Origin of the sequence: Aeromonas sp. 5HA1, assembly GCF_029237245.1 — a bacterium.
In the GTDB taxonomy this organism is placed as follows: Bacteria; Pseudomonadota; Gammaproteobacteria; order Enterobacterales; family Aeromonadaceae; genus Aeromonas; species Aeromonas salmonicida.
The window spans coordinates 105,362-126,628 of sequence record NZ_JAACFW010000012.1 but is presented as its reverse complement, the minus strand read 5'-3'; the positions used below and the strand labels follow the sequence as shown (position 1 = coordinate 126,628).

The 21,267-nt window shown below is 58.0% G+C and carries 20 protein-coding genes and 1 pseudogene; 6 read left to right on the top strand and 15 right to left on the bottom strand.

Going from position 1 to position 21,267, the window contains the following annotated elements; translation table 11 throughout:
* The first annotated feature begins 48 nt into the window (after nt 1-48).
* Both GWQ27_RS12735 and creD read left to right on the top strand, forming a co-directional pair.
* A complete protein-coding gene (locus GWQ27_RS12735) occupies nt 49-843 on the top strand; it encodes a class D beta-lactamase OXA-956 (RefSeq protein WP_021139936.1) in 795 nt (264 codons plus the stop codon).
* Nucleotides 844-960: 117 nt separating this feature from the next.
* Complete coding sequence (gene creD / locus GWQ27_RS12730) at nt 961-2,310, top strand: cell envelope integrity protein CreD (RefSeq protein ID WP_275907512.1); 1,350 nt, start codon at nt 961-963, stop codon at nt 2,308-2,310.
* 61 nt (nt 2,311-2,371) lie between these two features.
* On the opposite strand, the gene glmU is transcribed toward creD, so the two are convergent.
* The 15 genes from glmU to mioC all read right to left on the bottom strand — a co-directional run bounded on the left by glmU (nt 2,372) and on the right by mioC (nt 16,110).
* Nucleotides 2,372-3,733, bottom strand: a complete 1,362-nt coding sequence (gene glmU, locus GWQ27_RS12725) for a bifunctional UDP-N-acetylglucosamine diphosphorylase/glucosamine-1-phosphate N-acetyltransferase GlmU (RefSeq protein WP_059112319.1) — start codon at nt 3,731-3,733, stop codon at nt 2,372-2,374.
* A gap of 94 nt (nt 3,734-3,827) precedes the next feature.
* Nucleotides 3,828-4,256 (bottom strand): F0F1 ATP synthase subunit epsilon, encoded by a 429-nt coding sequence (locus tag GWQ27_RS12720; protein ID WP_005319630.1) that lies wholly within the window; start codon nt 4,254-4,256, stop codon nt 3,828-3,830.
* 18 nt (nt 4,257-4,274) lie between these two features.
* On the bottom strand, nt 4,275-5,663 hold the full coding sequence (gene atpD, locus GWQ27_RS12715) for a F0F1 ATP synthase subunit beta (RefSeq protein WP_005319628.1): 1,389 nt from the start codon (nt 5,661-5,663) through the stop codon (nt 4,275-4,277).
* A 33-nt stretch (nt 5,664-5,696) separates the two neighbouring features.
* Entirely contained in the window at nt 5,697-6,563 is an 867-nt protein-coding gene (atpG, locus tag GWQ27_RS12710) for a F0F1 ATP synthase subunit gamma (RefSeq protein ID WP_005319626.1), read from the bottom strand.
* Between the two features lie 43 nt (nt 6,564-6,606).
* Nucleotides 6,607-8,148 carry a F0F1 ATP synthase subunit alpha gene (gene atpA / locus GWQ27_RS12705; RefSeq protein ID WP_005319624.1) on the bottom strand — a complete coding sequence of 514 codons (1,542 nt, stop codon included), beginning with the start codon at nt 8,146-8,148 and terminating at the stop codon, nt 6,607-6,609.
* A gap of 15 nt (nt 8,149-8,163) precedes the next feature.
* Nucleotides 8,164-8,697 (bottom strand): F0F1 ATP synthase subunit delta, encoded by a 534-nt coding sequence (gene atpH / locus GWQ27_RS12700; RefSeq protein ID WP_005319621.1) that lies wholly within the window; start codon nt 8,695-8,697, stop codon nt 8,164-8,166.
* A 13-nt stretch (nt 8,698-8,710) separates the two neighbouring features.
* Nucleotides 8,711-9,181, bottom strand: coding sequence for a F0F1 ATP synthase subunit B (atpF, locus tag GWQ27_RS12695; protein WP_005319619.1), 471 nt, complete (start codon nt 9,179-9,181; stop codon nt 8,711-8,713).
* Nucleotides 9,182-9,238: 57 nt separating this feature from the next.
* Complete coding sequence (gene atpE, locus GWQ27_RS12690) at nt 9,239-9,481, bottom strand: F0F1 ATP synthase subunit C (RefSeq protein WP_005319616.1); 243 nt, start codon at nt 9,479-9,481, stop codon at nt 9,239-9,241.
* Between the two features lie 24 nt (nt 9,482-9,505).
* Nucleotides 9,506-10,285, bottom strand: coding sequence for a F0F1 ATP synthase subunit A (gene atpB, locus GWQ27_RS12685; protein ID WP_005319615.1), 780 nt, complete (start codon nt 10,283-10,285; stop codon nt 9,506-9,508).
* 8 nt (nt 10,286-10,293) lie between these two features.
* Nucleotides 10,294-10,701, bottom strand: a complete 408-nt coding sequence (locus tag GWQ27_RS12680; RefSeq protein WP_059112320.1) for an ATP synthase subunit I — start codon at nt 10,699-10,701, stop codon at nt 10,294-10,296.
* Between the two features lie 190 nt (nt 10,702-10,891).
* Nucleotides 10,892-11,800, bottom strand: coding sequence for a ParB/RepB/Spo0J family partition protein (locus tag GWQ27_RS12675; RefSeq protein WP_021139940.1), 909 nt, complete (start codon nt 11,798-11,800; stop codon nt 10,892-10,894).
* Nucleotides 11,797-12,600 carry a ParA family protein gene (locus GWQ27_RS12670; RefSeq protein ID WP_005319608.1) on the bottom strand — a complete coding sequence of 268 codons (804 nt, stop codon included), beginning with the start codon at nt 12,598-12,600 and terminating at the stop codon, nt 11,797-11,799. The genes GWQ27_RS12675 and GWQ27_RS12670 overlap by 4 nt, the downstream gene beginning before the upstream one ends.
* 26 nt (nt 12,601-12,626) lie before the next feature.
* On the bottom strand, nt 12,627-13,253 hold the full coding sequence (gene rsmG, locus GWQ27_RS12665) for a 16S rRNA (guanine(527)-N(7))-methyltransferase RsmG (RefSeq protein ID WP_021139942.1): 627 nt from the start codon (nt 13,251-13,253) through the stop codon (nt 12,627-12,629).
* 8 nt (nt 13,254-13,261) lie between these two features.
* Nucleotides 13,262-15,151 carry a tRNA uridine-5-carboxymethylaminomethyl(34) synthesis enzyme MnmG gene (gene mnmG / locus GWQ27_RS12660; protein ID WP_059169525.1) on the bottom strand — a complete coding sequence of 630 codons (1,890 nt, stop codon included), beginning with the start codon at nt 15,149-15,151 and terminating at the stop codon, nt 13,262-13,264.
* A 509-nt stretch (nt 15,152-15,660) separates the two neighbouring features.
* Nucleotides 15,661-16,110 carry an FMN-binding protein MioC gene (gene mioC, locus GWQ27_RS12655; protein ID WP_265458040.1) on the bottom strand — a complete coding sequence of 150 codons (450 nt, stop codon included), beginning with the start codon at nt 16,108-16,110 and terminating at the stop codon, nt 15,661-15,663.
* A gap of 384 nt (nt 16,111-16,494) precedes the next feature.
* Here mioC and GWQ27_RS12650 point away from each other — a divergent pair, with 384 nt between their 5' ends.
* The 4 genes and pseudogenes from GWQ27_RS12650 to GWQ27_RS12635 form a co-directional block, all read left to right on the top strand.
* On the top strand, nt 16,495-18,600 hold the full coding sequence (locus GWQ27_RS12650; RefSeq protein WP_275907511.1) for a TonB-dependent siderophore receptor: 2,106 nt from the start codon (nt 16,495-16,497) through the stop codon (nt 18,598-18,600).
* 57 nt (nt 18,601-18,657) lie between these two features.
* Nucleotides 18,658-20,304: a multidrug ABC transporter permease/ATP-binding protein gene (locus tag GWQ27_RS12645; protein WP_275907510.1), complete on the top strand. Its 1,647-nt coding sequence runs from the start codon at nt 18,658-18,660 to the stop codon at nt 20,302-20,304.
* A gap of 46 nt (nt 20,305-20,350) precedes the next feature.
* A complete protein-coding gene (locus tag GWQ27_RS12640; protein ID WP_275907509.1) occupies nt 20,351-21,115 on the top strand; it encodes an ATP-binding cassette domain-containing protein in 765 nt (254 codons plus the stop codon).
* A gap of 42 nt (nt 21,116-21,157) precedes the next feature.
* Nucleotides 21,158-21,253, top strand: a pseudogene (locus tag GWQ27_RS12635) (Fe3+-hydroxamate ABC transporter ATP-binding protein FhuC); the annotation flags it as partial.
* Between the last annotated feature and the right edge of the window lie 14 nt (nt 21,254-21,267).

Sequence of the window (21,267 nt, the reverse complement as noted above, 5' to 3'; positions counted from 1 at the left end):
CTATGCTGCCGCCTCCCGGCCCTTTGTCCCATTCTCCAAGGAGACCCCATGTCCCGGATCCTGTTACCCGGCCTGCTCGCAGCAGGCCTGATATTCTCACTGCCCGCCAGCGCGGCCTCCGGCTGCATGCTGTTTGCCGATGGCACAGGCAAGCCCATCAGCAGCCAGGGGGATTGCTCCAGCCAGTTGCCACCCGCCTCCACCTTCAAGATACCGCTGGCGCTGATGGGTTATGACAGCGGCTTCCTGGTGGATGAAAATCTGCCCGCTCTGCCATTCAAACCCGGCGACGATGACTGGTTGCCCGCCTGGCGCGAGACCACCACCCCGAGCCGCTGGCTCACCTACTCTGTGGTCTGGTACTCCCAGCGTCTCACGGAGTGGCTGGGGATGGAGCGCTTCCAGCAGTATGTCGACCGCTTCGACTACGGCAACCGTGATCTTGCGGGCAATCCCGGCAAGCACGATGGTCTGACCCAGGCCTGGCTCAGTTCGAGCCTCGCCATCAGCCCTCAGGAGCAGGCCCGCTTCCTCGGCAAGATGGTGAGCGGCAAGCTGCCGGTCTCCGCACAGACACTGCAGCACACGGCCAATATCCTGCGCCAGCCCGACATCGATGGCTGGCAGATCCACGGCAAGACCGGCATGGGCTACCCCAAGCTGCTGGATGGCACCCTCAATCGGGATCAGCAGATCGGCTGGTTTGTCGGCTGGGCCAGCAAACCGGGCAAGCAGCTCATCTTTGTCCACACTGTCGTGCAAAAGCCCGGCAAGCAATTCGCCTCGCTCAAGGCGAAGGAAGAGGTGTTTGCCGCCCTGCCTGACCAGCTGAAGAAGCTGTGATCCCAGAACCGGCGCAAGGCGCCGGTTTTTTATCACCCTTCACTCCCGCTTCACACAGCCCCATATCCTCTTCACTCAAGCCCGGCACACTTGTTCCCGTCAACAAGGAGACGTGTCATGGTCAAACAGATATTCACCCACAAGATCTTTCTGCTGCTTTTGCTCAGCCTGCTGCTGATGGTGCCGGTGCAATCCATCATGGAGCTGAACCGGGAGCGTCAGGCCTATCGCAGTCAGGCCATCCACAGCATCATGGCCAGCAGCAGCGGACCGCAGCGGCTGCTCGGGCCGGTCGTGGTGCAGCCTTACACCCGCACCGTCATCATGGAGCAGGATGGCAAGCGCTTCGAACGCAAGCTGCAGCTCTACCGCTACCTGCTGCCGGAACAGCTGGATGTGCGGGCCAGCATGGAAGTGACCCCCCGCAAGCTCGGCATCTATCAGGCCCAGGTCTACCAGACCCGGATCTCCCTCTCCGGGCATCTGCCAACCCGGCTGGAAGGCAAGACGCTGGTATCCGGTGATCCCGATCTGAGCGTCGATGGCGCCGATCCGGCATTGGTGGCGGGCAAACCCTATCTGAGCCTGGTGCTGTCCGATGCCCGCGGTATCAACAGCGTCCCCGAACTGCAATTGGGGGACGCGCGCATTCCGTTTGCCCCTGGAGCCCGGCTGGGTGACGGTCTGGCCGGTATCCATGCCCCCCTCGATACCTTGCCGGACGACAATGGCGTCTTCCATATCGAACTGAATCTGCAGGGCATGAACGCCCTCGAAGTGGTGCCGCTCGGCCAGGACAGCAAGCTTCACCTCAGTAGCAACTGGCCTCACCCCAACTTCATCGGCGACTTTCTCCCCGGCAACCGGACCTTGAATCAGCAAGGTTTCGAGGCCAGCTGGCAGACCAGCTGGTTTGCCACCGACATGGAGACCCGCTTCAATCGAATGATGAAGGGTGTCAGCGGCGGTCTGCCCGCCTTCAGTGTCAGCCTGGTGCAGACGGTGGATCACTATCAGCTGAACGAGCGGGCGGCCAAGTATGCGCTGCTGTTTATCGGCCTCACCTTCATCAGCTTCTTCATGTTCGAACTGCTCAAGGGGTTGCGGGTACACCCGATCCAGTACGCTCTTGTGGGCATGGGGCTGGCGATCTTCTATCTGGTGCTGCTGGCACTGACCGAGCACCTGGGCTTTGGCTTGGCATATCTCATCGCCAGTCTCGCCAGCGTGCTACTCAACGGTTTTTACCTTAGTCATGTGCTGGGTGGGCCTAAACAGGGGCTCGGCTTCGCGGCCTTGCTGGGGCTGGTTTACGCCATACTGTTCGGCCTGTTGCAGGCAGAAGAGATAGCCCTGCTGCTCGGCGCCCTGCTGCTGTTCGCCATACTGGCGCTGGTCATGATGCTGACCCGCAAGCTGGATTGGTATCGCGTGATGGGCAACAACTCACCAACCCGCGAACCATAAGGGATCTGCCAGAAACAAAACCGGCGCCATCAGGCGCCGGTTGCATTTTATTGATCGGGTATCACTTCTTCTTGACCGGACGGGCCCAATTCTTGATGTGGCGCTGGGGCACACGGGTGATGACCAGCTCGTTCTCGGCCACATCCTTGGTGATGGTTGAACCGGCCCCCAGGGTAGCGCCCTTGCCGATGCGCACCGGCGCTACCAGCTGGGTATCGGAGCCGACAAACACATCGTCCTCTATGATGGTCTGGAACTTGTTCACACCGTCGTAGTTGCAGGTGATGGTGCCGGCACCGATATTCACCTTGGCACCCACCTCGGCATCCCCCAGATAAGTGAGGTGACCACACTTGGAACCGACCCCGAGACGGGATTTCTTCATCTCGACGAAGTTGCCGACGTGGGCATCCTGCTCCAGCACGGCGCCAGGACGCAGACGGGCAAACGGGCCGACGGAACACAGATCCGCCACCTGAGCCCCTTCGATGATGGAGTAAGGTTTCACCTCGGTATGATCGCCGATGACGCAATCCTTCAGCACGCTGCCGGCCCCGATGCGCACCTGGTTGCCGAGCGTCACCTTGCCTTCGATGATGACGTTCACATCGATCACCACCTCTTCGCCGATCTCCAGCGTTCCACGCAGATCGAAACGAGCGGGGTCGAGCAGGGTCGCACCGGCGATCATCAGCTTCTCGGCCTGCATCTTCTGGTAGCTGCGCTCGAGCGCCGCCAGCTGAACCCGGTTGTTGGCGCCTTCCACTTCCATGGCGCTGTCAGGATGGACGGCAGCGATGGGGCAACCATCGGCATGGGCCATGGCGATCACGTCGGTCAGGTAGAGTTCGCCCTGGGCATTATTGTTGTCCAGGCGCGACAACCAGCCACGCAAGTCGGCGCCGTTGGCCACCAGTACACCCGTATTCACTTCACGGATGGTCAGTTGCTCGGCATTGGCATCCTTCTGCTCGACAATACCGACCACCTGGCCGTTTTCCCGCACGATACGGCCGTAGCCGGTGGGGTTGTCCAGTACCACTGTCAGCAGCGCCATGCCCTTGTCGGCCTTGGCGGCCAGCAGCCGTTGCAGTGTCTCGGGCTGGATCAGCGGGGTATCGCCGTAGAGCACCAGCACGTCATCTTCATCTTTCCAGAACGGGATCGCCTGGGCGACGGCATGGCCGGTACCCAGTTGCTGCGCCTGCAGCACCCAGTTCAGGTCGGGCGCCAGGATCCGCTCCTTCAACAGCTCGGCACCGTGGCCATACACCAGATGCAACTGCTCGGCACCGACCTGGCGGGCGGTGTCGATCACATGGGAAACCATGGGTTTATTGGCTACCGGATGCAGCACCTTGGGCAGAGCGGAACGCATGCGAGTACCTTTACCCGCAGCCAGGATCACGACGTTGAGGGACATAAATTGGCCTTTGGAACATGAAAAAATACTCGGCGAAGTCTATCCAACGAGCAAAAAAAAAGCGACCAGATGGTCGCTTTTTACATCACCGCAATTAACGGTAATTCTTTTTGACGATATCGATAACCCGCAGTTGGGCCATCGCCTTGGCCAGCTCGGTGGCGGCCTGGGCGTAGTCGATATCACCATGGGAGCTGTGGATCCGCGCTTCGGCCGCACGTTTGGCTTCCAGGGCTTTCGCCTCATCCAAATCCTTGGCACGAATCGCAGTGTCCGCCAGTACGGTCACAGATTCGGGTTGTACTTCCAGCATACCGCCGGAGATGTACAGCACCTCTTCCGCTCCATTCTGCTTCACCAGACGGACCAGGCCCGGCTTGATGGCAGTCAACAACGGAGCATGACCGTGACGGAGACCCAGCTCACCCTCGAGGCCTGATACCTGAGCAGATTGCACGCGACCGGAAAACAGTTTCCCTTCGGCGCTCACCACATCCAGGTGAAAGGAGATCATCTCAGCCATGGGCCCTCCTATCGAGGCTTACAGTTTCTTGGATTTCTCGACGACTTCGTCGATGCTGCCAACCATGTAAAACGCCTGCTCAGGCAGATCGTCATACTCGCCTTTCAGGATGCCCTGGAAACCACGGATGGTCTCTTTCAGTGGCACGTATTTGCCCGGAGAACCGGTAAACACTTCTGCCACGAAGAACGGCTGGGACAAGAAACGCTCTATCTTACGGGCACGGGCTACGGTCAGTTTGTCTTCTTCTGACAGTTCATCCATACCCAAGATGGCGATGATGTCCTTCAGCTCTTTGTAACGCTGCAGCACTGTCTGAACGCCACGAGCAGTCTCGTAGTGCTCTTTGCCAACTACCAGCGGATCCAGCTGACGGGAGGTGGAGTCCAGCGGGTCAACGGCCGGGTAGATACCCAGTGCCGCGATCTGACGGGACAGAACGACAGTGGCGTCCAGGTGGGCGAAGGTGGTCGCCGGAGACGGGTCGGTCAAGTCATCCGCAGGCACGTAAACGGCCTGGACTGACGTGATGGAACCGGTCCGGGTGGAGGTGATGCGCTCTTGCAGAACACCCATCTCCTCGGCCAGGGTCGGCTGGTAACCTACTGCAGACGGCATACGGCCCAGCAGTGCGGATACCTCGGTGCCCGCGAGCGTGTAACGGTAGATGTTGTCCACGAAGAACAGCACGTCACGACCCTCGTCACGGAACTTCTCGGCCATGGTCAGGCCGGTCAGCGCTACGCGCAGACGGTTTCCGGGCGGCTCGTTCATCTGACCGTAAACCAGAGATACTTTGTCCAGTACGTTGGACTCCATCATCTCGTGGTAGAAGTCGTTACCCTCACGGGTACGCTCACCCACACCGGCGAACACGGAATAACCGCTGTGCTCGATGGCGATGTTACGGATCAGCTCCATCATGTTGACGGTTTTGCCGACACCGGCACCACCGAACAGACCGACTTTACCACCCTTGGCAAACGGACATACCAGGTCGATAACCTTGATGCCTGTCTCCAGCAGGTCGTTGCTGTTGGACTGATCTTCGTAGCTGGGGGCCGCGCGGTGGATGGACCAACGCTCTTCCTCACCGATCGGACCTTTTTCATCGATCGGCTCACCCAGTACGTTCATGATCCGACCCAGAGTCGATACACCGACCGGCACCTGGATGGATTTACCGCTATTCATTACTTCCAACCCACGACGCAGACCGTCGGAGGAGCCCATGGTGATGCAACGAACGACGCCGCCACCGATCTGTTGCTGAACTTCCAGCACCAGACCCTGACCTTGACCTTCGCTGACGACCTTGACTGCGTCGTACACCTGGGGCACGGCATCCTGCGGGAACTCGATGTCCACCACAGCGCCGATGATTTGGACGATGAAACCGTTACTCATGTCAAATCCTCTAAACCTTTGATAACCCTTGCCTTACACCGCAGCAGCACCGGATACGATCTCTGTCAGTTCCTGGGTAATACTGGCCTGACGGGCCTTGTTGTACACCAGTTGCAGGTCGTTAATCAGGTTGCCGGCGTTGTCAGTCGCGGCTTGCATGGCAACCATTCGGGCTGCCTGTTCACTTGCCAAGTTTTCTACCACCCCCTGGTATACCTGGGATTCGACATAGCGAATCAGCAGGGTATCCAGCAGTTGCTTGGGATCCGGCTCATAGATGTAATCCCAGTGGTGTTTCTTGGCGAGCTTGCTGTCTTCAGTTACGGGCAAAGGCAGCAGTTGATCGACCCGTGGTTGCTGCACCATGGTGTTCACGAACTTGTTGTACACCAGATACAGCCTGTCAATCTCACCGTTGTCGTAAGCCTTCAGCATGACCTTGACTGAACCAATCAGGTCATTGACGCTCGGGTTGTCACCCAGTCCTGCGACATGAGCTTGCACCTTGGCGCCGTGCCGTTCAAAGAAGCTGGAGGCCTTGTTGCCGATCAGAGCCAGGTCAACCTTGGCACCTTTCGCGCTCCATTGCTTCATATCATTGAGGGCAGCCTTGAACAGGTTGATGTTCAAACCGCCACACAGGCCACGGTCGGTGGAGACGACTATGTAACCCACTCGCTTGACCTCACGTTCCATGAGGTAGGGGTGCTTGTATTCCAAGTTCCCCTGGGCGATATGGCCGATCACCTTGCGCATGGTTTCAGCGTACGGACGGCTGGCAGACATGCGTTCCTGCGCACGGCGCATTTTGCTTGCTGCCACCATTTCCATAGCGCCGGTGATCTTCTGAGTGTTTTTCACACTCCCGATCTTGTTACGTATCTCTTTTGCGCCGGCCATCTCTTACTCTCCATCAGGTGGCAGCTCGCGCTGCCACACACGCTTACCAGGTCTGGGTTGCCTTGAAGTCATCCAGCAACGCAGTCAGCTTGCCAACGATCGCGTCGTTGTAATCTGCTTTGGCATTGATTTCAGCCATCAGCTCAGCATGCTGGGTATTGGCGTAAGAGAGCAGAGCGGCTTCGAAGTCGACAATCTTGTTCAGTTCGACATCGGAGAGGTAACCCTTCTCGGCGGCGAACAGCACCAGCGACTGCTGGGCCACGCTCATCGGAGAGTATTGCTTCTGCTTCATCAGCTCGGTCACTTTCACACCGTGATCCAGCTGCTTGCGAGTTGCCTCGTCCAGATCAGAAGAGAACTGGGCGAATGCCGCCAGCTCGCGATACTGGGCCAGTGCGGTACGGATACCACCGGACAGCTTCTTGACGATCTTGGTCTGAGCGGCACCGCCCACACGGGATACGGAGATACCCGGGTCAACCGCCGGACGAATACCGGAGTTGAACAGCTGTGAAGTCAGGAAGATCTGACCATCGGTGATGGAAATCACGTTGGTCGGTACGAATGCAGACACGTCACCGGCCTGGGTTTCGATGATCGGCAGCGCGGTCAGAGAACCGGTCTGGCCTTTCACGGCACCATTGGTGAACTTCTCTACGTACTCGGCGTTGACGCGAGCAGCACGCTCCAGCAGACGGGAGTGCAGATAGAAAACGTCACCCGGGTAGGCTTCACGTCCTGGCGGACGGCGCAGCAGCAGGGAGATCTGGCGATAAGCTACGGCCTGCTTGGACAGGTCATCATAGATGATCAGCGCGTCTTCACCGCGGTCACGGAAGTACTCACCCATGGAGCAACCGGCATACGGAGCCAGGTATTGCAGGGCGGCAGCTTCGGACGCAGAGGCAACCACCACTATGGTGTTTGCCAGGGCGCCGTGCTCTTCCAGCTTGCGTACCACGTTGGCGATGGTGGAGGCCTTCTGGCCAATCGCAACGTAGACACACTTAATGCCGGAGTCTTTCTGGTTGATGATGGTATCGATCGCGATGGCGGTCTTGCCCACCTGGCGGTCACCGATGATCAGCTCACGCTGGCCACGACCGATAGGGATCATGGCATCGATGGCTTTCAGGCCGGTCTGAACCGGCTGGTCAACGGACTTGCGCTCGATAACGCCTGGGGCGATCACTTCGATCGGCGAGAAGCCGTCGTTTTCGACCGGACCTTTACCGTCGATCGGCTGACCCAGGGTGTTCAGCACCCGGCCCAACAGACCACGACCTACCGGCACTTCCAGAATACGGCCAGTGCCTTTTACTTTCATTCCTTCTGACAGACCGTCATAGGAACCCATGATCACAGCACCAACGGAGTCACGCTCCAGGTTCAATGCCAGAGCAAAGCGGTTGCCCGGCAGCTCGATCATCTCACCTTGCATGGCATCGGCCAGGCCGTGAATACGAATGATACCGTCGCTCACAGAGACGATGGTACCTTCGTTACGCGCTTCACTTTTGACATCAAACTGCGCGATGCGCTGCTTGATAAGCTCGGCGATTTCAGTGGAATTCAGTTGCATGCTCTAATACCCCAATCAAGATTGCAGCGCGTCGGCCATGCGATCCAGCTTACCGCGGACAGAGCCGTCGATAACCAGATCACCGGCCTTGATGAGCACCCCGGCCATCAAGGACGCATCCATGCTGCAATTCAGCTTCACTTTGCGCGCGAGACGTTTTTCCAGAGAAGCCTGAATATTGGCTTTCTGCTGGTCGGTCAGTTCGATCGCCGAAATCACGTCAGCCTGAACTTCTTTATCCAGTTCAGCCTTGAACGCGACAAATTCAGCAAGGACCGCCGGCAGCACACCCAAGCGACCATTCTCAGCCATTACCCGGATCAGGTTCTGGCCATGCTCGTCGAGTTGCTCACCGCAGACGCCCACAAACAGGTTTGCGAGCTCTTCGGCAGCCACAGAGCCGTGTACCAGGTTGTGAATGGTCTCGTTCTCCGCTACTTGTGCAGCGAAGCCGAGCATCCCCAGCCACTGGTCAACCGCCTTGTGCTCAACGGCAAACTCGAAAGCAGCCTTGGCGTAGGGGCGAGCGATTGTAGTCAGTTCAGACATAGCCCCGTTCCCGTTACAGTTCTGCTACCAGTTTGTCGACGATGTCGCTGTTGGCAGCCTGGTCGATGTGGCGCGCCAGGATCTTCTCTGCGCCCGCAATGGCAAGAGCAGCAACCTGCTTGCGCAGTTCTTCTTTGGCGCGATGACGTTCAGCGTCGATCTCGGCACGGCCCTGAGCCAGGATTTTTTCCCGCTCAGTGTGTGCTCCAACAGCCGCCTCATCAATGATCTGGGCTTTACGTTTGTTAGCCTGTTCAATGATTTGTGCGGCCTGGAGCTTGGCTTCTTTCAGCTGATCGGTGGCGTTGGCCTTGGCCAAATCCAGATCTTTCTTGGCGCGTTCTGCGGAAGAGAGACCATCAGCGATAGCTTTCTGACGAGCCTCGATGGCTGCCATCAGGGGCGGCCATACAAACTTCATGCAGCACCAGACAAAAATGATGAAAGCAAGTGTCTGACCGAGGAGGGTGGCATTGATACTCACAACCAAGACCTCTCTATATGAAATTTAAAAAGAAAGTGATAACAACAGCATCACTTATCAGGCTGCAACCCCGAAAATCAGGTACAGAGCCATACCGACCACGATCATCGGGATTGCGTCGACCAGACCCATTACGATGAAGAAGTTGGTACGCAGGATAGGCATCAGGTCAGGCTGACGAGCAGCACCTTCCAGGAACTTGCCACCCAGCAGAGAGATACCGATAGCGGCACCGACAGCGGCCATACCCAGCATGATTGCAGCGGCGAAGTAAATCATTTCCATCTTTATATTCTCCAAACAGAGCTAGTAAACGTAACAGGATTAATGGTCTTCACTGGCCATCGACAAATAGACAATGGTCAACACCATGAAGATAAAGGCTTGCAGAGTAATTACCAGAATGTGGAACAGCGCCCAAGGCACGCTAAGCAGCCATTGGGACCACCACGGTAGCAGACCGGCGATCAGGATAAATACCAGTTCACCGGCATACATGTTACCGAACAGACGCAGACCCAGAGAGATGGGTTTGGACAGCAGGGTAACCAACTCCAACGCGAGGTTAACAGGGATCAATGCCCAGTGATTGAAAGGGTTGAGGGTCAACTCTTTCACAAAGCCCGAGACACCTTTCATCTTGATACTGTAAATGATGATTAAGGCGAAGACTCCCAGAGCCATGGACATGGTGATGTTAACATCGGCGGAAGGAACTACTCGCAAGTAGGGGATGCCCAGCACTTGTGCCGTGTAGGGCAGGTAGTCAACCGGGATGAGGTCCATCAGGTTCATCAGGAAAACCCAGATGAACACGGTCAGCGCCAGCGGAGCGATCAGCTTGCTCTTACCGTGGAAGATACCCTTGACGGTGTCATCCACAAACTCGACAACCATTTCTACAAAACACTGAAGCTTGCCCGGAACACCGCTGGTCGCAGTCGCGGCCACCTTGCGGAATATCCAGATAAACAGAGCGCCGAGGATAACGGAAAATATCATGGAGTCGATATTTACCGTCCAGAACCCCGAACCCACTTGCAGATGGTGCAGGTGGTGGGAGATGTATCCCTGAGTAGTCAGGGCTTCTCCGGTTGCAGCCATGAGTTTTCCTAGTAGCGGTTATTGAGAACGATCGTGATGACCCATTGGAAAAACAGGGAGAGCGCATAAGTGACATAAAGGGGGAGATGTTCCACCTCGACGTACAGGAGCACTGTCACGAAGAGTGCGACAGTACTTACCAGCTTGATCCCTGCTCCAACACAAAAATCCCACAACACCCAGCCCGCACTCCCGGGGCCAAGCTTCCGGCTCAACGTAAACAGACTGAACAGGAGTTGTGGAATCAGATATACGCCTCCCCCATAGAGGGACGCGTATCCGGCCGGAATACCTCTTAGATGAGCCCAAGCGGCACTCACAGCCAGGATCAGGGTAAGTTGGCAAGCAAGTATAGCCAAGGCCAGTGTCAAACCTTTCCAGGCTAATTTCTGCTCCACCAAATGCCCCCTGAACATTACAGAACTGTAAAAATCGACATGTTGGCACGCACGAATTTACAGCCCCAAAAGCCGGTCAAATTATACCCTTGAAGGCGGTGATTGCAATATGACAAAAACCCTTAATTTTTGCGGCTTTCCGCACAGAATTAAGGTTATGTTCATATCAAAAGGAATGGATGTTTTATTACTACAAAAAGCGTAAAAATCACGATTCCGACAGGCCAAAATAGCCCAAAATACGGTCCAAGTCGGTTAAATCCCCGTAACTTATTACTAACTTTCCGCTATCTTGCTTGCCAACCTGTAACTGAACCTGGTTGCCAATTTTTTCCGACAGCTGGCGCTCGAGATAACCAAACTGTGGATCGCGCACGGGTTCAACCTTGGCTTTTGCCGGTTCCAGCGCTTTTTGCACCAGTTTCTCGGTATCTCGCACTGTCAGTCCCTTCTGCGCGACCAGCTTGGCCAGTTCGGACTGGGCCTGACCACTCAAGGCCAGCAGGGCACGAGCGTGGCCCATGTCGAGATCGCCGTGCTCGACGAAGCGCTTCACGTCATCGTTGAGCTGGTTGAGGCGCAACAGGTTGGTGACTGTGGTGCGGGACTTGCCCACCGCCTCGGCCACCTGCTGGTGGGTCAGTTCGAACTCGGTCAGCAGCCGCTGCAAGGCAACCGCCTCCTCGATGGCATTGAGATCTTCGCGCTGGATGTTCTCGATCAGGGCGATGGCGACGGCGGCCTCGTCAGGCACATCCTTGACGATGCAGGGCACAACGTCGAGGCGAGCCAGTTGGGAAGCTCGCCAGCGCCGCTCACCGGCGATGATCTCGAAGGACTGCTCGCCGAGGGGGCGTACCACGATCGGCTGGATCACGCCCTGGGCGCGAATGGAATTGGCCAGATCCTCCAGCGCATCCTGCGACATATCCTTGCGCGGCTGGTACTTGCCGGACTGCAACCACTCCACCGGCAGCCTCCGCAGCTCCCCCTGATTGGTGGGGGCCATGGCCTCTTCGGTACGCTGGTCGCTCATCACCTGTTTCTGGCGCGCGGCCGTGCTGGTGCTGAGCAGGGCGTCCAGCCCCTTGCCCAGCCCACGTTTTTTCGGCGTCATATGCTCTCTCGGTCTGCGATGGTCACCGGACGTTCCTGCTCCTGGCGGCGCAGCATTTCGCCCGCCAGCGCCAGATAGGCCTTGGCGCCCACCGATGATTTGTCATAGTGCATGGCCGGGGCTCCGAAACTCGGGGCCTCCGCCAGTCTTACGTTGCGGGGGATGATGGTGCGATAGACCTTGTCCCCGAAATGCTGTTTCAGCTGATCGGACACATCATTGGCCAGCCGGTTGCGGTGATCGAACATGGTACGCAGCACCCCTTCGATCTTCAGCTCAGGATTGACCACGGCTGCCAGCTTGCTGATGGTGTCCACCAGAGCGGTGAGCCCTTCCAGTGCATAGTATTCGCACTGCATGGGCACCAGCACGGAATCGGCGGCGGCCATGGCGTTCACGGTCAGCATGTTGAGAGAAGGCGGGCAGTCGATGAAGATGTAGTCGTATTTGTCACGTACCGAGGCAATGGCGTTGCGCAGTCGGATCTCGCGGGCGAAGAATTCCATCAGACGGATTTCGGCCGCGGTCACGTCGGCATTGGCGGCGATCAGGTGATAGCCCCCCGAGGTTTCGGGGATGATCACTTCAGCGATGGGGGCATCTTCGATCAGCAGCTCGTAGGCGGTGCGCTCGACTTCGTATTTGTCGACGCCGCTGCCCATGGTGGCATTGCCCTGGGGATCCAGATCGATCACCAGCACCTTGCGCCGGGTAGCGGCCAGGGAGGCGGCCAGATTCACACAGGTGGTGGTTTTACCCACTCCACCCTTCTGGTTGGCTATGGCGATGACTTTTCCCACACTATCCCCTAAATGAAACTGCGACCCTATTCGGGCTGGATATGTTTGAATTCCAGCAGATGACGTTCGCCTTCCAATTCCGGTACCCGTAATTCATGACAGGCTACCAGACGGATATTGGCAGGCAACTGGGCCAGCTCCTGCTCGGGATATTGCCCCTTGAGCGCCAGGAAGCTGCCCTGTTCGGACGGCAGATGGTGACACCAGCTCAGCATGTCCTCCAGCGAGGCAAAGGCACGACTGAGCACACAATCAAACCCCACGTCAGGCTGATACTCTTCCACCCGGGATTTGACTGGCGTCACATTGGTCAGGCCCAGCTCCTGGATCACCTGGCGGATAAAGTTGATCCGCTTGCCCAGACTGTCGAGCAGCACGAACTGCTTGTCAGGATTGATGATGGCCAGCGGCAAGCCAGGCAGCCCAGGACCTGTCCCCACATCGATGAAGCGCTCACCGTGCAGGTGAGGGCTCACCACCAGGCTGTCGAGGATATGCTTGACCAGCATGGCGTCGGGATCACGCACCGAGGTGAGATTGTAAGCCTTGTTCCACTTGTGCAGCAACTCGACAAGCTGAACCAACTGGGTCTTTTGGGTATCGGTGATAACAATACCGGCCTGCATGAGCAGGCCGTTCAATCTTTGCAGCATGAAGATCCTCAGGCGGTTTTACGCAGCAGGCCGTGTTTTTTCAGGTGAACCAGCAGGATGGAGATGGCCGCCGGTGTGATACCGGAGATGCGGGAAGCCTGACCAATGGTCTCGGGCTTGGCATCGTTGAGCTTGGCGATCACCTCGTTGGAGAGACCGTTGACGTCGCGGTAGTTCATGTCCAGCGGCAAGAGCGTGTTCTCGTTGCGCAACTGCTTCTCCACCTCGTCGTACTGACGCTCGATATAACCGGCGTACTTGATCTGGATCTCCACCTGATCGGCGGCGGCGTGATCGCTCAGCGCCGGGCCAACCCCTTCGATGGCCATCAGCGCATCGTAGGTCACTTCGGGGCGACGCAGCAGCTCTTCCAGGTTCTGCTCACGGGTCAGCGGCGTGTTGACCAGAGCGTTGACCGCTTCCAGTGACGGATGTTGCGGGTGGATCCAGGTCGAACGCATGCGCTGACGCTCCAGCTCCACCTGTTCCATCTTGATATTGAACTTGCCCCAGCGCTCGTCATCCACCAGACCCAGCTCGCGGCCAATGGCGGTCAGGCGCAGGTCGGCGTTGTCTTCCCGCAGCAGCAGGCGATATTCGGCGCGGCTGGTGAACATGCGGTAAGGCTCGCGGGTCCCCAGAGTGGAGAGATCGTCCATCATCACGCCCATGTAGGCCTGATCCCGGCGGGGATGCCAGGGATCCTTGCCCTGGGCACGCAGACCGGCATTCAAACCGGCCATCAGGCCCTGGGCCGCGGCTTCTTCGTAGCCAGTGGTGCCGTTGATCTGGCCGGCGAAGAACAGGTTGCCGATGCACTTGCTCTCCATGTTGGCCTTGAGATCCCGGGGATCGAAGAAGTCATATTCGATGGCATAGCCGGGGCGTGTGATGTGGGCATTTTCGAAACCACGAATGGAACGCACTATCTGCACCTGCACATCGAATGGCAGGCTGGTGGAGATCCCGTTCGGATAGAGTTCGTGGGTGGTCAGGCCTTCCGGCTCGACAAAAATCTGGTGGGCCGTCTTGTCCGCGAAGCGAGTGATCTTGTCCTCGATCGACGGGCAGTAACGGGGGCCAATCCCTTCGATCACCCCGGCGTACATGGGGCTGCGATCCAGGTTGTTGCGGATCACATCGTGGGTACGCTCGTTGGTATGGGTGACGTAGCAGGGCACCTGGCGTGGGTGCTGGCTGGCATCGCCGATAAACGAGAAGACAGGGCGCGGATCATCGCCGTACTGCGCCTGCATCACGGAGAGATCGACGCTGCGGGCGTCGATCCGTGGCGGCGTCCCGGTTTTGAGACGATCGATGCGCAGCGGCATCTCACGCAGCCGCTGAGCCAAGGCGATCGAGGGAGGATCCCCGGCGCGGCCGCCCTTGTAGTTTTCCATCCCGATGTGGATCAAGCCGTTCAGGAAGGTCCCGACCGTCAGCACGACGGTCTTGCCACTGATGCGGATCCCGCTCTGGGTGACGACACCGGCAACACGATCCCCGTCCATGATCAGATCATCACAGGCCTGCTGGAAGATCTTCAGGTTGGGATAGTTCTCCAGCATCTGGCGAACAACGGCTTTGTAGAGCAGTCGATCCGCCTGAGCACGGGTGGCTCGTACCGCTGGCCCCTTGGAGGAGTTGAGGGTACGGAACTGGATCCCGGCAAGATCTGTGGCTCGCGCCATGATCCCACCGAGGGCGTCAACTTCCTTGACCAGGTGTCCCTTGCCGATCCCGCCGATCGCCGGATTACAGGACATGTGTCCCAGCGTATCTATGTTGTGGGTCAGTAACAGGGTATTCAGGCCCATACGGGCTGCCGCTGTTGCTGCTTCGGTTCCTGCATGACCGCCACCAACGACGATCACATCAAATTGTTCATGGTATTGCATTGGGGATCACCTTGATCTGCACGTCTGAAGATCGTTGATTGCCTGGGCTGAGGGGCTGAACATTCTATCTGTTTCGCGCCCTGAGGGGAATGTCTACTTAACGTTCAGAATGAAGGGAGGATCTACTTAATAGATCTTAAGGATCTTTAGATCGATCTTTTATTGGATCTTTTATTAGGATCCGCCTTTTCTGTTGATAAGCACTTTTTGATCATAAAGATCATCGTGTTAAAGACGATCCTAGCTTGTGGAAAAGCTTGGATCCTGGGGCCGTGAACCAGGGTATAACCAGTGCTTTTATGCACAGGTGGCTAGCGGGTTGGATCTCATACATGGATAACTATAGGTTTTGCAGAGGTTTACACGGTAGTTATGCACATTACCCCTGGGCATTGTGGGTAACCGTGTAGAACAAGTCGTCAGGATCAATCTGTTAATAACTTGGTGGATAGCGATCTGGGGATAAACGGGGAGATCAAGGCTTTTTTACCGGATCTCCCCCCTCCTGATCAGGCGATCATCTGCATCCAGCCCTGGATCCAGGCCTCAGCGGCATCTTCAGGGATCTCATGCTGGGTCACATCTATGTCGAGACGATCCCCGATCCGGCTGGCGCCACATTCGCTCAGTAGCAGATCCAGCGTCTTGCCGCCCTGGCAGAAGGTGTCATAACTGCTGTCGCCGAGGGCGATCACGCCATATTTCAAGGCATTAAGATCCGGATGCTGCTCCGCAAGATCCTTGGCGAAGGGTTGCAGATTGTCGGGCACATCACCGGCACCGTGGGTGGAGGTGACCACCAGCAGTATGGCGTCCGGCTCGGCCAGCACTTCGGTCAGGCTGGCTGGATTGTGGATCTCGGCCTGATGGCCCGCCTGTTCCAGCAGGTTGGCGACGTGGTCTGCGACATATTCGGCGGCGCCCAGCATGGAGCCGACGACGAGATTGAGTTTGGCCATGGAATGGATCCTGAGTTCAGACAAAGAAACGGAAAGCCGAATTCTACCGCCAAAGGGTGTGGATAAATATGGATAAAGCTTGGGGATAATGGATCCTCTTTTCTTTTCCTATATAAGGCAGGATCCCCCGTTTTTCGTCTGCCCCGGATCTTTTCCTCGGAAATGCCCCTGTCTGATCCCTCCTTTTTCTGCCCGACAGCTACTGCTTTGATACGTCAGGTAACAATGCAGATGCAAATGATTAGCAATTATTGAATCGATTCGATCATGGCTCCTGTAGTAGCATTGCGCTGCTTTATTCGCCTGAGGAACCGGGCAGACCAGCTTGATCGGTCACCAATAATAAGAAACCAGAAACAACTCATTGATATTTGAGACACTTATATGATTGCGCAAAAAAACACCCTGACCGCAGCGATGCGAAAGAGAGGGGCACAGCAACTGCTGCCGCTCTCCTGCCTGCTGGCAAGCCTGCCAGTACTGGCCGAACAACCGAAAGAATTGCCAAAAGCCAGCGAAACCATGGTGGTGACAGGTACCGCCATGAAGGTGGAAGTGCCGATGGCCGAGACGCCAAGGGCCGTCTCAGTGGTCAATCGTGAGGAGCTGGATCAGCACGCCGTGCTGAAACTGGACGAAGCGCTGCGCTACCGCTCCGGTGTGCTCTCCCAATCCTATGGATCCGACAACGATGCCGACTGGTTCAAGGTGCGTGGCTTCGATGCCGCCTCCTATCTGGATGGCAATCGCCTGTTCAGCACCGGCTACTATGTGTGGACGCCAGAGCCGTTCGGTCTGGAAAGCGTGGAAGTGCTGAAAGGGCCCGCCTCGATCCTCTACGGCGAGGCGCCTCCCGGCGGCGTGATCAATGCCATCAGCAAGCGGCCGACCGCCACCCCGCAGGGGCAGCTGGATCTGCAGATGGGCAGCCGGGATCTTCGCCAGATCGGGGTGGATGTCTCGGATGCATTGACCGACAACAGTCGCTACCGTCTGGTCGCCCTCTATAGCGAGCGTGACGGCGTGCTGAACGATACCTATAACGATAGGGTTTATCTGGCGCCAAGCGTCACCCTGGATATCTCGGATCGTACCAGCCTGACCCTGCTGGCCAGTTTCAAGCATGACGAAGGTGTGCCGACCAACGGCTTCTTCCCTGTCTATGGCACTCTCAATACCAGCGGTGGCCAGATAGATCCCTCCACCAACCTGAGCCAGCCGGATTACGATCGCAACCGCAACACCCAGATCTCCGCCGGTTACGAGCTGGCCCACCAGTTCAACCAGACTTGGGAGTTCAAGCAGAACGTCCGCTTCAACTACAACGATCTGCTGCTGCGCCAGACCTATATTTTCCCGACCTATGAAGGCACGACCGCCTACCGTGGGCTTGTCTACCGGGATGGCGACACCAAGAGCGCCACCATGGATAACCAGATGGTGGGTTACTGGAACACGGACAGCACGGAGCAGACCTTGCTGCTGGGGCTGGATCTGCAGCGTCACGTCAACGAAGGTCAGGAAGCCGACAACTTCGGCATGGGTTCCATCAATACCATGAACCCGGATTACAGCGGCTTCCCCGGTTTTGACGAATCGACCACCACCCACCAGAAGAGCACCAAGGGCCAGAGCGGCCTCTATGCCCAGCACCAGATCCGCTGGGACGATCGCTGGTTGCTGACCGGTGGTGGCCGCTTCGACTATGTGGAGACCCACAACATCAGCGAAGCCAAGAGCAAGGAGGAGAAGCAGTACGATCACGAGCTCTCCCTCTCCGGCAGCCTGATGTATCTGGCCGACAACGGTCTATCTCCTTATATTGCCTACGCCGAGTCGTTCGAGGTGTTGCCCGGGATAGATCCCAATACCCAGAACTCCTACAAGCCGCTCAAGGGCACCCTGTATGAGACTGGCGTCAAGTACGCCCCCAGCTTCCTCGACGGCTACATCAATCTGGCCCTGTTCGATCTGGAGCAGACCAACTCGCTCGTCTCTACAGGATCCGGTCAGCAGACCCAGGCCGGCGAAGTGACCTCCCAGGGTGTCGAGCTGGAAGGCAGCGTGCAGGCCACAGAGGCGCTGCGTCTCACAGCTGCTTATACCTACACGGATGCCAAGACCAACGACACCGGTAAGGGTGATCGCCGTGCCAGCCTGATCCCGCGCCATATCGCTTCCTTCTGGGGCAACTACAAGGTGCAGCAGGGCGTTGCTTCCGGTCTGGAACTGGGAACCGGCGTGCGTTATGTCGGTTCCAGCGTGGGTATCGGTGCCGTGAATGCGGACTACACCCCCATCTATGGTTCGGCCCAGGTGCCGGCCCATACCGTCTGGGATGCGATGATCGGGTATGACTTTGCCAAGAACTGGCGAGCCCAGCTCAACGTCAACAACCTGCTGGGTGAAACCTACGTGGCCAGTTGTGACTACTACTGCTACTACGGCGAGCCGCGCAGCGTGGTGGGCAGCATCAACTACCGCTGGTAACAGAGGTCGGGCGGGAGTCGTGACTCCCGCCCTTTTTTCCCCGCATACAGGCCCGTCATGGAACTCTTGTCTCTGGTTTACCGCCAATATCGTTGGCCCTTCATCGCCATTACCCTGCTCAGCCTGCTCAGCGCAGTGAGCGGGATAGGTGTCATTGCCTTTATCAATCAATCTCTTGTCGAATCCGTCGGCGATCCGCTGCCGGTACTTGGCCAACTGCTTGGCCTGATCCTGTTGCTGCTGGTGATCACACTCGGATCTCAATTGGCCCTGACCACACTCGGTCATCATTTCGTCTACCGGTTGCGGGGCCGTCTGCTCAAGCAACTGCTGGATACCGATGTCGCCCGCATTCGCCAGCTTGGCCAGGGGCCGCTCTTGGCATCCCTCTCCAGCGACATAGGCCAGATCACCATCGCCTTCGTGCGCCTGCCCGAGCTGGTGCAGGGGCTGGTGCTCACTGTTGGTTCGGCCCTCTATCTCGGCTGGCTGTCACCGGCCCTGCTCGGCGTCACTGCACTCTGGGTCACCGTCACCATGGTGGTGGGCTGGCTGCTGGTGAACCGTGTGTATCGCCATCTCTCCCACATGCGCCAGGCGGAGGATCGCCTTTATCAGAACTATCAGGCCATCATAGCCGGCAGCAAAGAGCTGGCGCTCAATCGCGAGCGGGCCCATTTCGTCTACCACCAGCTCTATGAGCAGAACGCCCGTGACTATCGCCAGCAGATCATCCGTGCCGACACCTATCACCTGAGCGCGGTGAACTGGTCGAATATCATGATGCTGGGAGCCATAGGCCTGGTCTTCTTCCTGGCCAATGGCCTCGGCTGGGCCAACACCAATGTGGCCGCCACCTTTGCCCTGACCCTGCTGTTCCTGCGCACTCCGCTGTTGCAGGGGATAGGCGCTTTGCCGACCCTGCTTTCCGCCCAGGTAGCATTCGACAAGATAGCCGCCCTGGCGCTGGCCGAGCCGGATCCAGACTTCCCGCTGCCACCGGCACCCCGTGCCTGGCAACGCATCCAGCTGGAGCAGGTGAGCTTTCACTATCAGGGGGAGGGTGGCTTCGCGGTGGGCCCCATCAATCTCACCATTGAGAAGGGGGAGCAGGTCTTCATCATAGGTGGCAACGGCTCCGGCAAATCGACCCTGGCCATGCTGTTGACCGGTCTCTATCAGCCTGTGTCGGGCCGGATCCTGCTGGATGGTGAACCCATAACGGATCGCAACGCCTATCTGGCGCTCTTCTCCGCCATCTTCACCGACTATCACCTGTTCCAGCATTTGCTGGGGCCTGAGCCCAAGGCCGAGCTGATCGCCGAGTGGCTGGAGCGGTTGCAGATGGGCAGCAAGCTCGCCATAGAGGACAACTTTATCGCCGATATCAGCCTCTCCCAGGGGCAGCGCAAGCGGGTCGCCCTGCTGCTGGCACTGGCTGAGCAGCGCGAGGTGATGCTGTTTGATGAATGGGCCGCGGATCAGGATCCCCAGTTCCGCCGCATCTTCTATCAGCTGCTGCTGCCGCGCCTCAAGGCGATGGGCAAGACGGTGATCGCCATCAGCCACGACGATCACTACTTCCCGCTGGCCGACCGCTTGCTGGAGATGCGTCAGGGCCAGCTCACCGAACTGACCGGTGAACGGCGCGAGCAGGTCAGCCGGGATGCCGTCGCCCATCTGGATTGCGAGGTGCCGGCTTGATGCAGGCACCGATGAGACTGGCATCAGGCCAGCACAGGAACAGCTTATGTTTGAGATGAAAGCCGCCAGCTTCGCGGTAAACGGCCGCAAGCTGCTGCACCCCACTGACCTGCGTTTCGAGCAGGGACAGGTCTATGGCCTCATCGGCCACAATGGTTCGGGCAAATCGACCCTGCTCAAGCTGCTGGCGCGCCAGCAGCCCCTGAGTGAGGGCGAGATCCTGTTCGATGGCAAACCGCTGACCGATTGGGGCAACCGGGAGTTCGCCCGTCAGGTGGCCTATCTGCCCCAGCATCTGCCGAGCGCCGAGAACCTGCTCGGCCGGGAACTGGTGGAGATGGGGCGCTATCCCTGGCGCGGCCTGCTGGGCCGGATGGGGGCGGAGGATCAGCGTCAGGTCGATCGGGCCATTGCTCTCACCCATACCGAAGGTTTTGCCGATCGGCTGGTGGATACTCTTTCCGGTGGTGAGCGGGGCAGGGTATGGCTGGCCATGCTGCTGGCCCAGGAGAGCCGCTTCATCCTGCTCGACGAGCCGCTGGCCGCGCTGGACGTGGCCCATCAGGTGGAGGTGCTGACTTTGGTCAGGCAGCTCAGCCGTCAGCTCAACCTCGGCGTCATCATAGTCATCCACGACATCAACATGGCCTCCCGCTTCTGCGATCGGCTGGTGGCGCTGCACTCGGGTCGTCTGCTTACCCATGGCGAGTCAGAGCGGATCATGACCAGCGAGACCCTGCACGCCATCTATGGCATTCCGATGGAGGTCATGCGCCACCCGGCCCATGCCCATGCCATCGCCATCGTTTAGATAAGGCTTGTTATCCCGATGAGTTTATTTGTACCCATATCACTGCAGACTGGCGAGACCCTGCACTCCATGTACCATGGCATCCCGATGGAGGTCATGCGCCACCCGGCCCATGCCCATGCCATCGCCATCATCTAGCCGGGACAGCTATC